This window comes from Gudongella ferriphila, from assembly GCF_046224405.1.
GTDB lineage: Bacteria > Bacillota > Clostridia > Tissierellales > Tissierellaceae > Gudongella.
In genome coordinates this window covers 46904-60498 of the sequence record NZ_JBJXRK010000002.1, presented here as the reverse complement: position 1 = coordinate 60498, position 13595 = coordinate 46904, and the positions used below count along the sequence as shown (strand labels likewise).

Here is a 13595-nt window from a genome sequence, read left to right as displayed (position 1 = left end):
GCAATGACAGGAGAAAAATATCAGGAGATGTACCTCCAGATGGTTCTGAACAATCAGGAAAGGTATAAGGAGGATTATAAGAAGACAGTTGAGAGTGTAGCCAGTTCAACTGCCATATACAAGGGAAAACCGGTGCCATTTCTATACAACCCCATGTTCTTTTCCAAAAAAGAGGAAGAGGATTTGGAATGGATTGGCAAAATGATGATGGAAATAGGGGAAAGTGTAACCGACAGGTATATTCAAGACGAGGACTTCAGAAAAAAGTTCGGCTTTCCAGACTTTATCGAAAGAATGATTTTAAGGGAAAACAAATATGGGGTTCATGTACCAATAGGAAGATTTGATGTGTTTTACGGGGATAGGGAAAACTTCAAGTTCTGTGAGCTTAACACCGACGGTTCCTCAGCCATGAATGAGGATAATACCATTGGAAAGATACTCCTCAGATCAAGAGCCATGGAAGATTTCGTCAAGGAACATCCGGTGAGAAATCCGGAACTTGTGGAGACTTGGGTTAATGAGAGCATAAAAATCTACAAAAAGTGGGACAACACTGGGAGGAAGCCAAGGGTAGCAATTGTGGATTTTACGGAAAGTGGAACATCAGCAGAATTTCAGCTGTTCAAGGAAACCTATGAAAAGGCCGGTTACAGCTGCATCATTGCAGATCCCAGAGACCTGAAATACATGGATGGAGGTCTCTACCACCAAGACTACAGGATAGACCTTGTGTACAGGAGAATTGTTACTTTTGAGCTTATTGAAAAATATGAACAGGCTAGGGACTTTGTGGATGCCTACATGGATGATGCAGTCTGTGTGGTGGGGACAATACGATCTCAGGTGATCCATAACAAGATTTTCTTCAAGATACTTCATGATCAGGATACCTTGGAGGGCCTTGAGGAGGGGCAAAGGGAATTTGTAAAAAGACACATTCCTTTTACAGGTATTTTCCAGGGGGAAGAGGAAGTATTTGAAGAGGTGCTCCTGAACAAGGATAAATACATTATCAAGCCCATGGATATGAATGCCTCACAGGGGGTATATCCAGGAAGGGATTTTAGGGAGGATAAGTGGGAATCAATACTTAAAGATACCTTCAACAAGGACTTTATCTACCAGGAGTTCGTTGACCCCTATCAAAGGGAATTTGTCGTATATGAAGATGGAAGATTCAAGAAAGAGAGTCTAGGTTCCATTGTAGGGATATTCATGTATAACAGGAAGTACAGTGGACTATATACAAGACTTGGGAAAAACAATATCATATCTGGAGTTACAGATTACTACTGTGCACCGAATATGATTGCCAACACGTAGAAATGACCGGGAAATCCCGGTCATTTCTACGTGTTAGAATATACATCAATGATTGTGGTCCTCGCAAAGAGAGCCTGTGGACTGGAGAGTGTTATCCATATATTTCTCGGCGACCTTTTCAATTGGCCCCGAGGCACCACAGATTACCTTGATTCCATTTCTAGTGAACAGGTCTGCAGCACTTTGACCCATTCCCCCTGCAATTATTACATCAATGCCCCTTTCGTGAAGATACACTGGGAGAAAACCTGGTTTGTGCCCTGGGTTTTTAATCGTATCCCACCCGGTCACGCCATTCCCATCAGTAGTAAAGCACTCAAAGGCTTCACAGTGTCCAAAATGCTGAGCTACATTCTTATTGTCGGCTGCTATGGCTATCTTCATATTTCGTCCTCCTTTAAATTGATCAATCCCAATACCCCTGTCAAAATCTCTTCTATTGCATCCCTTGCAGGTCCCTTCTTATCAACCAGGGTTTTACCACTGTTCAACAGACTAACCGCATCAGAGTCAAATGGTATCCTTCCAAGGAATGAAATATCATTTTCCATACAATATTTTTCTATTTTTTCAGTATTTCCCAAATGAAGATCATATTTGTTGATACACACTGCAATTTTTGCAGGAAATCCTCTTGAGGTCTCAACGATCCTCTCCATGTCGCTGAAGCCGGATAGTGTGGGCTCCGTAACCAGAAGGACCAAATCAACACCGCTTATTGATGCGATTACGGGACAGCCTATTCCAGGTGAACCGTCAATTATTGCCAAGGTAGCCTTTTCCTTCCAGTCTTTGATACCTTTCTTAACTTCAGTCACCAGGAGACCTGAATTTCCACTGCCCATACAAAGCTCAGCTGTCGAGAATACATGATCATTTTGGTACAGCTGCAGATGACCCGTAATTCTCGGAATCATCTCTATGGCATCAGCCGGACATACAAGCTGGCATACTGCACAGCCTTCGCAAGCATATTTGTCAACAGAATAAACATCTTTTACATTGATTGCATCAAACCGGCATTTCTGCCTGCACAGGTCACAGGATACACATTTTTCACTATGGATCTGTGCAACCGGCAGTCCGTAGAAGTCGGAATTTTTTGGTTCCAAGGTTTCCTCCAATGCCAGATGAAGGTTTGGAGCATCAACATCGCAGTCGGCATATGCCTTTGCTCCGGAGAGTTTTATCATTGAACTGGAAAGTGTGGTCTTGCCGGTACCACCCTTTCCACTAAGTACCAATACCTGCTTCATCCCTTCACCTCCTCTTTTATTCGGTGGAGAAGGTCGGAAAACATCTGCCAGTATTCATCCTTTTGCTCAGCCGCAATCATTCCTTCTGCGTTATACCTTCCAAGCTCGTCGCTCCATGGAATCCGGAGTAGAATATCCAGTCCGTTCTCCCTGCAGTAGTCCTCTGAAGGGTTTTCATCTCCCAAGGTTTTATTCAGGACAATTCCCAAGGGTTTTTCAAAGAGCTTAACCAACTGGTGCACCATTTTCAGGTTATGGGCCCCGAATATTGAAGGTTCGGCAACAAGAACGCAATAATCAGCATCCTTAATGGAATCCATAACAACACAAGAGCTTCCAGGAGGACAGTCAATAACCACTGAGTCCTCTTCAGAAACCTTCTTGAGCAGGTCGCCAATAATTGAGGTTCCTGACTCTTCACCTGTGTTTAGCATTCCAGTGTAAAGTGTTGTATCTTCATAGGACCGTTTTTCAATTTTCCCTATTTCTCTGGGAATCTCCTTGATTGCATTTTGAGGACATATAATCTCACAACCACCACAGGAATGACATATCTTGTCAAAAACAATAACCCTCTGTCCAGTATATGCAAGAGCGTTGAACTGACAAAAATCCACACACTTTTTGCAACCGTCACAAAGCTTATCATCAACCACAGGTATAGGGAGAGCAACTGGATCGGTCTCAAGTACCGGACCCCTTAGAAACAGATGGCCGTTTGGTTCCTCCACATCACAGTCCAGATATATTGAGCTTTCAATAACTCTGGCTAGATTTGTGGATACAAAGGTCTTTCCAGTGCCTCCCTTACCACTTAAAACCGCTATTTTCATTTCTAGTGCTTGTGGAATCCTTCATGGATATTATTCAGCTGCTCAAGCTTGCCATCTTTAAACAGGAGCACATTATCCATAAGACTTCCATCCTCTGGCATGAACAATTCAATATTTGCATCCCGCAAGACCATGGCTGCATTTTCTCCAAGTTGAGGAGATATGGCCACTTCCACCTTTTGATCCACAAGGATCTGTGCAGCCTTGACACCAGCTCCACCCTGTGCGTTGGCCGCGGTATTCTGGACAAAATGTCCTATTTTTTTCTCATTGTCATAGATAAAATAATATGGTGCTCTTCCGAAGGAACCGCTAACGGGTCCATCCATGTCCTCAATATCTGCTGGTATACCTATTATCATTCCATGACCTCCTATTCAGTGTCCATTTTTGCTAGAGCTTCCTTGACTGCGGCAAGTTGCTCTTCAAGAAATGCCTTATCCTCTTCCAGTAAATCCTTTTCGGTTCCTGCGGGCATATCGTAATAAGCCGGACCAAACACTGGTCCTCTTCGAAAACCCATGCCACGTCCATAGCCAACGTCTCTTCCATATCCCATACCACGTCCATAGCCAACGCCTCTTCCGTAGCCCATGCCTCCATAAGCTCTTTGAGCACAATACCCCATACCTCTACCGGTAAATGGGCCAGCGCCAATTGGTCCTGACATATCAAATCTAGGCATAATTAATCCTCCTTTTGTAATTGATAATGATTATCTACCTCTACATTCATTATACCCTTTTATGAACATATGTCAATATCAAACACAAAAAAGATATCCTTGGAATGGAGTTGGAATCTTGGCTGCTATATAGTATACTGTAAGTGACAAAGTATGTAACAAAACATAGATGAATTTAAAATAGGCGGGTGTTAAATGCACCGCCTGTTATTTTAGTGTACAAACAAAATTTATGATGTATGTTCGGGAAAATATTATATATAAATATGGTGTTAATACCTGAAGGGGTGAAAAAATGAAGGCAATGATAGTCGGGGCTGGAAAACTCGGTGCTAAGCTGGCTGAATTCTTGATTGCTGAGAATATTGACGTTACAGTGATGGATAGCAACACAAGGGTTCTTGAAAGGCTCAATGAGCATCTTGACGTACTTACCGTAGTTGCAAATGGAATTGATATAAGAATGATGAGAGAGCTGGGGATAGAAGGCTATGACCTTTTGGTTGGCAGCACCGAAAATGATGAAACCAATACCCTCATATGCACCCTTGCAAAAAAGCTGGGCTGCAAGCAGACCATCGCAAGAATAAGAAATCCTGAGTATATGCAGCAGATTGATTTCATAAAGACTGAATTGGGAATAGACCACATAATTAATCCCGACCTTGCAACTGCAATTGCAATGGAAAAGTATCTTCTTAAGAGCTACAGCTTCTACACGGATGAATTTGCCAGCGGAAAGGTCCAGATGGTTGATTTCGATGTTGCTGACAACAAGGAATTTGTTGGAATGAGAATAATGGATCTCAAGGGTCTGGACACACTCCTTATAACAGCTATTTCAAGGGATGGAAATCTTATCATTCCAAACGGCTCCACTGAAATCCTGAAGGGGGACATAATCCACATTATCGGGAAATCCAATGAAATCGAAAAGGTGAGCAAAAGACTGGGGGATGATTACAGGACCAAGCTAATCAGGTCTGCAATGATACTTGGGGGAGGAAATGTGGGGTATTATCTTGCCCAAAGACTGGAGAGAAACAAGATACAGGTAACCCTTGTTGAACAGGATAAGAAAAGGTGCCAGGAGCTTTCCGAGCTACTGGACAATGTTTTGATAATACATGGTGACGGTACTGACATTCATCTTCTGGAGGAAGAGAACCTCAGTGGGATGGATGCCTTTATAGGAGTGACTGGATTTGATGAAGAAAATCTTCTGATGGCACTTATGGCCAAGCAATCGGGAGTTAGAAAGTCAGTTGCAAAAATAAGCAGATCCAACTACATTAAGATAATTGACAGATTAAAGATAGATGCTGCAATAAACCCGGTATATATAACCGCAAGCAGCATACTGAAGTATGTAAGAGGCGGGAAGGTGGTCTCGGTATCACTGCTTCTGGGAGGAAATGCTGAGGTTACAGAGATAATAATCGACAAGGAGCTTCCTTGTGTAGGCAAAAAGCTTATAGACCTTGGTATGCCTAAGGGGATGATAATTGGAGCCATCGTAAGGGACAATGACGTGATCATTCCAAAGGGCAATACTGAGCTGATGGCCAACGACAGGATTGTTGTATTCTGTCTATCGGAAAATCTTGCAGGCTTGAAGATGTTCTTTAAACCGAAAAAGGGAGGTCTGTTCGGTGAACTATGGAATCGTAACAAGAGTGCTGGGAAGCCTGCTGATAGTTGAAGCGGCCCTCATGCTTCCGTCATATTTGATAGCTGTTTCAAGCCAGGGACCCGACAGGATGCCCTTTCTTATAACAATACTTCTAACAGCAATAATAGGCGGACTAATGACCAGTAAAAAAAGTGTACAATCCTCAATTGGAGCCAAGGAAGGACTGGCCATCGTTGCGCTTGGATGGGTTTTTGCTTCCATAATGGGGGCCCTTCCGTTGTATTTTTCCGGATCGACAGCAACATATGTGGATGCATTTTTTGAAATAGTATCAGGCTTCACAACTACAGGAGCAACCATTCTAACGGAGATAGAGGGACTTCCCCAAGGGATACTGTTTTGGAGATCCTTTACCCACTGGATTGGAGGGATGGGCATACTCGTGTTTACCCTTGCCCTTATGCCTGCATTGGGAATTGGTGGATTTCAGATATTCAAGGCAGAAGCTCCCGGACCTGTTGCGGGAAAAATTGCCCCAAGACTTAGGGACACTGCCAAGATACTATATATAACCTATGTTACCATCACATTGGCAGAAGTGCTCCTTCTTACAATTGGTGGAATGAGCATATACGAATCCTTTATCCACACCTTTGGTACGGTTGGAACTGGAGGTTTTTCCAATAGAAATGGAAGCATTGGAGACTACAACAGCACCTATATCCACATGGTCATAGCATTTTTCATGGTTGCATCAGGTGTAAACTTCTCACTGTACTATTCTTTCTTTAGGGGAAAGGGGACAGAGTTTTTCAGGGATGAGGAATTCAGGCTGTATATCAAGATCATCGCGGTTGCTACCATAGCAATTGCTGTAGACCTGTGGCTAGTAAGCTACCATAATGTTGGTTATTCACTTAGGGATGCCTTCTTCCAGGTATCTTCGATAATCACCACAACAGGCTATGGGACAGCTGACTTTGACATATGGCCCACCTTTAGCAAGGGAATTCTTTTGATACTGATGTTTGTAGGAGCCAGTGCAGGCTCGACAGGTGGAGGTATGAAAATCATTAGAATTCTGGTAATGATGAAGCTTGTAAAGCGTGAGGTTGGCAAGCTCTACCATCCCAGGGCAATGTTGCCGGTCAAGGTTAACAACAAGGTGGTATCTAATGAAACGGTTGCAAGAATCAACAGCTTCCTTGCCCTTTATTTGCTCCTGTTCCTTTTCTCTACTCTTCTGGTCTCCCTTGAGCAGGTGGACCTTCTAACAGCGGGAAGTGCAGTTGCAGCAACACTTGGAAACATAGGGCCTGGACTTGAATTGGTAGGACCAACCCAGAACTACAGTTTCTTTTCAATACCGACAAAATTGTGGCTGTCAGTGCTTATGCTATTGGGGAGACTTGAGTTATTCACCATAATAGCACTTGTTGCGCCCAAGCATTGGAGAATCGACGTGTAGTCGAACAAGTGTTTGCTTAAAAGCTTGTAATATGATATAATCACCTCAAGAAAATCTTTCTTGAGGTGTTTTTATGCTGGATACAATATCTAAACTTAAGATACTTTCAGATGCAGCTAAATACGATGTTTCATGCTCTTCCAGTGGAAGCTCCAGGGCTAACAGGAACGGGGGGCTCGGAAATGCCAGCGAGGCCGGTATATGCCACTCCTGGACTGACGATGGCAGGTGTATTTCCCTACTTAAGATTCTCATGTCCAATTCCTGTATCTACGACTGTGCATACTGTGTAAGCAGGACCTCAAATGACCTTCCAAGAGCAACCTTTACACCTGATGAAATCATTGACATCACAATAAACTTCTACAAGAGAAACTACATTGAAGGACTTTTCCTGAGCTCGGCAGTGGTGAAGTCACCAAACCATACAATGGAAAGGTTCCTGGAAATAGTAAGTCGATTGAGGGAAGAGGAAAACTTCAACGGCTACATCCACCTTAAGGCAATTCCTGGTGCTGACAGGGAGATTCTTGACAAGGTGGCTGTACATGTGGACAGGCTAAGCGTAAATATTGAGCTGCCAACTGATGAAGGGCTGAAGCTCCTGGCTCCTCAAAAGAAGAAGGAGGATATCCTTCTTCCAATGACCCAGATAAACCAGGGAATCACAAGATACCAAGAGGAGAGAAAAGTGTTCAGAAGCGCTCCAAGGTACGTACCAGCAGGGCAGACCACCCAATTGATTGTAGGAGCTACCAGGGATTCTGACTACAGGATTCTGAACCTTTCAGAGAATCTTTATCAGGGATATGGCCTAAAAAGGGTCTACTACTCAGCCTTTGTGCCTGTATCAACAAACCCGCTTCTGCCACAGATCAAGACACCACCTTTATTGAGGGAGAACAGACTCTATCAGGCTGACTGGCTCTTGAGGTTCTACGGGTTTCAGGCAGGAGAACTTCTAAGTGAGGCCAAACCAAACTTTGACCTTCTTCTTGATCCAAAGTGTGATTGGGCGTTGAGAAACATGCAAATTTTTCCATTGGAGATTAATAGGGCTGAATACGAACTGCTGTTGAAGGTGCCGGGCATAGGGGTCAAATCAGCCAGGAGAATAATCAGCAGCAGAAGGTTTGCAAAGATCGGGTATGATGACCTAAAAAAAATGGGAGTGGCCCTAAAGAGAGCAAAGCACTTCATTACAATAGATGGGAGACACTATGGAATATCCTCCATGGATGATATGAAGATCAGAAGTGCAATAATTGGGGGCAGCTCGTTGGGAGTGGAACAGCTGTCAATATTTGATATTTCCGGGGGTGCAGACAGTGGAATCAAGACTGGCATATCTGTATGACGGGTCCTTCCAAGGACTTCTTACAGCTATATATCATGCATATTACGACAAGGATGACCCTGTGGCCATTCTTCCCTTCTGGGAGGAAGGGTCCAATTTTTTATATTCATATAAGGCAATAGAGACCGATAGTGAAAAGTGGAACAAGGTTTACAATGCCGTTCAGGAGAAGATTTCCCAGTCTTCCCTAAGAAGGATATACAATGTTTATCTTTCAGATATGGAGGATAGTGGTATAATTATCTTAGGATACTTAAGGGAAGGATTCAGGATCGGTGGAGAAATTGATGATTATCAGACCAATCCAGCCGTTAGGGACCTGGAGGAGATATATCACAAGGTTAGGCTGGAGGTGCATAGGCTTTTGGGACTTGTAAGGTTCAAGAAGCTGCAGAATGGAATATTCTACTCACAGGTTGAGCCTGACCATAATGTGGTTTCGCTTTTGGCTCCTCACTTCGTGGAAAGAATCCCCTCGGAGAGATGGATAATTCATGACATTAAGAGAGGTGTAGCAGTATTTTACGACACCCGGGAGTGGACCATCAGAAACATAGTGAGACCAGAAACAATGGTTCTGTGTGAGGAAGAGGAAGGATACCAGGACATGTGGAGGGAGTACTACAGGAGCGCCACCATACAAAGTAGAAGAAACACACGTCAGCAAAGGGCATATATGCCTGTGAGATACTGGAAGAATCTTATTGAGAAGGGGGATTAGATTATGGATTTGACAAGACCTGCATGGCTGGAGATTGACCTTGATAATCTCCACTTCAATTACAAAGAAATCAGAAAGCTTGTAAGGGACACAGCGGACATAATGGCGGTGGTAAAGGCTGATGCATATGGACATGGAGCTGCAGCAATAGTAAGGGAACTTATGGACCTTGGAGTAAAGAGATTTGGGGTGGCACATCTCTCAGAAGCCATTCACATAAAGAATCACTCTCCACATGCCCAGGTACTGGTAATGGGCTACACACCAGATTATCTCGCGGAGAATGCAATAGAATGGGGAGTAAGGCTCACTGTCTATCTTGAGGAACAGGCAGAGCATTTTGCAAAGGTAGCAAAATCACTAAATAAGGATGCGGTGATTCATCTAAAGATTGAAACAGGAATGAACCGCCTTGGATTCTTGCCGGATGAAAATACCCTTAAGGCTGTGGAAAGGATAAAGGAAATGGATAACGTCATCATTGAAGGAATGTTTACACATTTTCCGGCGGCAGATGACGATCATGAATACACAGAGCGGTCAATGTCTAAATTCAGGAGTTTTTGCAGGATGCTTTATGAAAGGAACATAGACATACCGGTAAAGCATGTCAGCAACAGTGCTGCCATCATGAATTTTCCACAATTTGGACTGGATATGGTCAGGGCAGGGATTATACTCTATGGAATATATCCCTACCCAGAAGCAAAGCGGGAAACCCTGCCCCTTAAGCCCTGCATAAGCCTTAAGGCTCAGATATCCCACGTAAAGACCATCGAAGAGGGAGAGAAGGTAAGCTATGGATTGACCTTTGAAGCAAATTCCAGGACCCAGGTGGCTACTGTCCCCGTAGGGTACGCAGATGGCTGGAGCAGGGATTTGAGCAACAAGGGAATTGCCCTTGTAAACGGTAAAAGGGTACCGATAATCGGGAAAATATGCATGGACCAGCTAATGCTTGATGTAACAGGTATGGATGTAAAGCGGGGAGATGAAGCCGTACTTATGGGAAGCCAAGGTGGGGAGCAGATTACGATAGAGGAAATTGCAGACCAGATAGGGCAGATACCCGCTTCGGTACTATGCATGCTCACCAAGAGACTGCCAAGAGTTTATGTAAAGGAAAGACGAGTACCTGAGGTGGTGGATTATCTCCTGGAGATCTAAGGGGTGAATTATGAAGAAAATATTTGAAAACAGCTGGCAGGAACTGCTCCATGATGAGATGGAAAAGGATTACTACATGGACCTGAGAGAGTTTCTGATCCAGGAATACAAGACCAAAACCATATATCCGGACAAGCACAGCATTTTCAATGCCCTTCACTACACAGATTACAATGATGTGAAGGCTGTGATATTGGGGCAGGACCCCTACCACGGACCTGGACAGGCCCATGGGCTTTGCTTCAGTGTAAAGCATGGAATTGCTCCTCCTCCTTCACTTGTAAACATCTACAAGGAACTGAGGCATGATTTGGGATATGAAATCCCCAATCATGGCTATCTGGAAAAGTGGGCAAGGGAGGGTGTCCTTATGCTCAATACAGTTTTGACTGTAAGGGCCGGTATGGCAAATTCCCACAAAAACAAGGGATGGGAAATATTCACGGACAGGATAATTCAGCTTCTCAATGAAAGGGAAAAGCCCATGGTGTTTATCCTTTGGGGAAGCCAGGCGATATCAAAGGAAAAGATGATAGATAATGGCAGGCATCACATAATCAAGTCCCCCCACCCAAGTCCTTTGGCTGCATACAGGGGATTCTTCGACTCCAGACCATTTTCAAGGACAAATGAATTTCTCAAGTCAAATGCTATGGAGCCAATTGATTGGAGAATTGAAAGAGTATAGCAGGTACACCCTAAAGAACCCCCTCCTGAAAACAACCAGGAGGGGGTTATTGCTAAATCAATCCTTTTTTTATGAATTCCTTTATTTTTGGTATGGCACCAGGTCCAAAGATCTCCGATGGACTACCACTATCGATTATCTTCCCCTCGTTCATAAATGCAATCCGGTTGCAAAGCCTTTTGGCCTGCTGGATATTGTGTGTGACCATGAGTATTGTTGGCTTCTCTTTTCTGTAGTAATCAAGAATCCTTTCTTCCAGTAGCATGATGGATTCAGGGTCAATGTTTGATGTGGGTTCATCGAGAATAAGAATTCTCGGTTTAAACACAAGAGCCCTTGCAAGTGCAACCTTCTGGGCTTCTCCCCCGGAAAGGGTCCAGGCCTTTTGATCACGGATGGATTGGATCCTAAAGGATTCTATAAGTTCATTCACCCTGGAGGAAACCTCTTGCTCATTGATATCTCTGATTCGCAAGGGGTAGGCTATGTTTTCATATACTGTGGACCTTATAAGGTATGGCCTCTGAAATACAAGAGTCATAGCCTTCTTAATTGAGTCGCTGTACTTGTCACCCTGATATAGTACATTTCCTGAGCAGGAATCAAGTATTCCCGCTACAATTCTGACCAAAGTGGTCTTGCCAGAACCGTTTGGACCAAGAATGCCCCATAGGCAACCCTCTTGAAATTCCATCTCAGGTATATCCAAAACTGACTTGTCATTATATTTTTTTGTAAGTGAGTCGATTGTAATATTCATATCAACGCTCCTGTTGCCAATGATATAGTAGTGAATTTATTAGAAAGGATATCAGCAATAGGACAATTCCAGTTGCAATGGCAAGGGAGTACTCACCCATATTTCTAAGCATTGCAATGGTGGTTGTCATGATTCTGGTGTGGCCTTTGATGTTTCCGCCAACCACCATGACTGCACCTACCTCAGACATTGCTCTGCCGTAGCCAGTAACAACAGCTGAAAGGATATTTATCCTCATTTCCCTTATTAAGAGCCAAACCGTTTGGATAGGACTTGCCCCCATGGTTCTGGCAAGAGCTTGAATATCAGGACCCCTCTCCTTGGTTCCATTGAATACCACGCCTGTTATGATTGGTGTTACAAGAACAAATTGGGCTATAATCATTGCCGTTGCAGTGAAGTTTAACCTGAATTCTCCCAATGGTCCATTTCTAAGGAACAGCAGAAAAAGAACCAATCCTATTACTACAGGCGGCATGCTCATTAGGGTATAGATTATCCTTACCAGAATTCTTTTTCCTGGAAATTCCTTTATTCCCAGCCACGTGCCAAATGGTATCGCGAAGATTGCAGCAAGTAAGGTGGCTGTAAGGGACACAACCATTGACAGTCTTACTATTTCAAAGAATTCAGGGTCCAGAGTGATTATTAGCTGAAATGCATCCTTAAATCCACTTACAAAGTTATCCATAAAAAACTCCTTAATACTGCCCCGAAAGGGGCAGCATCCATATCGTAAAGTTAAATTGCTTTGCTATGTGTCAAAATCATAATCATTTAGCGTTTGGGAAGAAAAGCGGCTCACCGTATTCCTCAACACCAAACTCTGCTATTAATTCCTGAGTTTCTGGTGCCAATATCCAGTCTACGAATCTTTCTGCTGCTGGATAGTTTATATGATCTCCCTTGTCAGGATTTACAGCCATGACTCCGTATTGGTTGAAAAGAGTCTCGTCACCTTCCAGTACGATATCAAGCTCCACATCATCCTTCATTGCAAGGTAGGTTGCCCTGTCAGTCATTGTGTATGCTTCCATTTCACTGGCCATCAGGATAACATCACCCATTCCCTGACCAGCCTCAACATACCAATCTTCTGAAGGCGCTCCAACACCTGAGGACTCCCATAATGAAAGCTCCATTATATGGGTTCCTGAATTGTCTCCTCTTGATACAAAGGGAGCTTGATTCTCAGCTATCAATGCATAGCCGGCATTTACATCAGCTGGTGCGTTCTCTGAAAGACCTGCTGGATCCGATGGAGGTCCAACTATAATGAAGTCATTATACATAACATCAAATCTTTCTAGAGTATCTCCATTGGCTACAAGTTCTTCCTCATTGGCCTTTGCATGGGCAAGGATCACATCCGCCTCCCCGTCAACGCCCATCTGGAGGGCTGCGCCTGTCCCAACTGCTACAACCTTGGTCTCAATACCAAACATCTCATTGAAGATTGGCAGGATGAAATCCAGCAATCCGCTGTTTTCCGTACTTGTTGTGGTAGCCAGTATAAGCTCAGTGTTTGTGAGCTCTTCGTATTCGTCAGCAGCCTCAGGTTCTTCAACTGGTGCAGGCTCCTCAGCCGGAGCTGGTTCTGATCCATTGCTGCAGGCTGTAACCAAAGGCAATGTAAGTAGAATAAGTAAAATCAATAGGTTTAATTTGTTGAATTTCACATGATCATCTCCTTAATTTTAG

At 43.7% G+C, this 13595-nt stretch carries 15 protein-coding genes; 7 read left to right on the top strand and 8 right to left on the bottom strand.

Features of this window, described 5'->3' with window-relative positions:
• The first annotated feature begins 3 nt into the window (after positions 1-3).
• Entirely contained in the window at positions 4-1326 is a 1323-nt protein-coding gene (locus ACKVDP_RS02600; RefSeq protein WP_409227245.1) for a glutathionylspermidine synthase family protein, read from the top strand.
• A gap of 45 nt (positions 1327-1371) precedes the next feature.
• Here the strand turns inward: ACKVDP_RS02600 and ACKVDP_RS02595 are convergent, their stop codons facing one another.
• The 5 genes from ACKVDP_RS02595 to ACKVDP_RS02575 are packed head-to-tail and all read right to left on the bottom strand — an operon-like array spanning position 1372 to position 4100.
• The gene (locus ACKVDP_RS02595; RefSeq protein ID WP_409227244.1) at positions 1372-1710 is read right to left on the bottom strand and encodes a NifB/NifX family molybdenum-iron cluster-binding protein; all 339 of its coding nucleotides are present in this window, start codon (positions 1708-1710) and stop codon (positions 1372-1374) included.
• Positions 1707-2582, bottom strand: coding sequence for a nucleotide-binding protein (locus ACKVDP_RS02590; RefSeq protein ID WP_409227243.1), 876 nt, complete (start codon positions 2580-2582; stop codon positions 1707-1709). Before ACKVDP_RS02590 ends, ACKVDP_RS02595 begins: the two co-directional genes overlap by 4 nt.
• Entirely contained in the window at positions 2579-3415 is an 837-nt protein-coding gene (locus ACKVDP_RS02585; protein WP_409227242.1) for an ATP-binding protein, read from the bottom strand. Before ACKVDP_RS02585 ends, ACKVDP_RS02590 begins: the two co-directional genes overlap by 4 nt.
• 2 nt (positions 3416-3417) lie before the next feature.
• The gene (locus ACKVDP_RS02580; protein WP_409227241.1) at positions 3418-3777 is read right to left on the bottom strand and encodes a NifB/NifX family molybdenum-iron cluster-binding protein; all 360 of its coding nucleotides are present in this window, start codon (positions 3775-3777) and stop codon (positions 3418-3420) included.
• Positions 3778-3788: 11 nt separating this feature from the next.
• Positions 3789-4100: a DUF5320 domain-containing protein gene (locus tag ACKVDP_RS02575; RefSeq protein WP_409227240.1), complete on the bottom strand. Its 312-nt coding sequence runs from the start codon at positions 4098-4100 to the stop codon at positions 3789-3791.
• Between the two features lie 295 nt (positions 4101-4395).
• Between ACKVDP_RS02575 and trkA the strand changes: the two genes are divergently transcribed.
• From trkA to ACKVDP_RS02545, 6 genes are all read left to right on the top strand, one after another.
• Positions 4396-5802 (top strand): Trk system potassium transporter TrkA, encoded by a 1407-nt coding sequence (trkA, locus tag ACKVDP_RS02570; RefSeq protein ID WP_409227239.1) that lies wholly within the window; start codon positions 4396-4398, stop codon positions 5800-5802.
• The gene (locus ACKVDP_RS02565) at positions 5753-7201 is read left to right on the top strand and encodes a TrkH family potassium uptake protein (protein WP_409227238.1); all 1449 of its coding nucleotides are present in this window, start codon (positions 5753-5755) and stop codon (positions 7199-7201) included. Before trkA ends, ACKVDP_RS02565 begins: the two co-directional genes overlap by 50 nt.
• 76 nt (positions 7202-7277) lie before the next feature.
• Positions 7278-8558 carry a putative DNA modification/repair radical SAM protein gene (locus ACKVDP_RS02560; RefSeq protein WP_409227370.1) on the top strand — a complete coding sequence of 427 codons (1281 nt, stop codon included), beginning with the start codon at positions 7278-7280 and terminating at the stop codon, positions 8556-8558.
• Positions 8530-9279: a TIGR03915 family putative DNA repair protein gene (locus ACKVDP_RS02555; RefSeq protein WP_409227237.1), complete on the top strand. Its 750-nt coding sequence runs from the start codon at positions 8530-8532 to the stop codon at positions 9277-9279. The genes ACKVDP_RS02560 and ACKVDP_RS02555 overlap by 29 nt, the downstream gene beginning before the upstream one ends.
• Positions 9280-9282: 3 nt before the next feature.
• Entirely contained in the window at positions 9283-10446 is a 1164-nt protein-coding gene (gene alr, locus ACKVDP_RS02550) for an alanine racemase (protein ID WP_409227236.1), read from the top strand.
• 10 nt (positions 10447-10456) lie between these two features.
• Entirely contained in the window at positions 10457-11134 is a 678-nt protein-coding gene (locus ACKVDP_RS02545; protein ID WP_409227235.1) for a uracil-DNA glycosylase, read from the top strand.
• Between the two features lie 52 nt (positions 11135-11186).
• On the opposite strand, the gene ACKVDP_RS02540 is transcribed toward ACKVDP_RS02545, so the two are convergent.
• From ACKVDP_RS02540 to ACKVDP_RS02530, 3 genes are all read right to left on the bottom strand, one after another.
• Positions 11187-11894, bottom strand: coding sequence for an ABC transporter ATP-binding protein (locus ACKVDP_RS02540; RefSeq protein WP_409227234.1), 708 nt, complete (start codon positions 11892-11894; stop codon positions 11187-11189).
• Between the two features lies 1 nt (position 11895).
• Entirely contained in the window at positions 11896-12585 is a 690-nt protein-coding gene (locus ACKVDP_RS02535; RefSeq protein ID WP_409227233.1) for an ABC transporter permease, read from the bottom strand.
• Between the two features lie 82 nt (positions 12586-12667).
• Positions 12668-13573: an ABC transporter substrate-binding protein gene (locus tag ACKVDP_RS02530; protein ID WP_409227232.1), complete on the bottom strand. Its 906-nt coding sequence runs from the start codon at positions 13571-13573 to the stop codon at positions 12668-12670.
• Positions 13574-13595 lie beyond the last annotated feature (22 nt).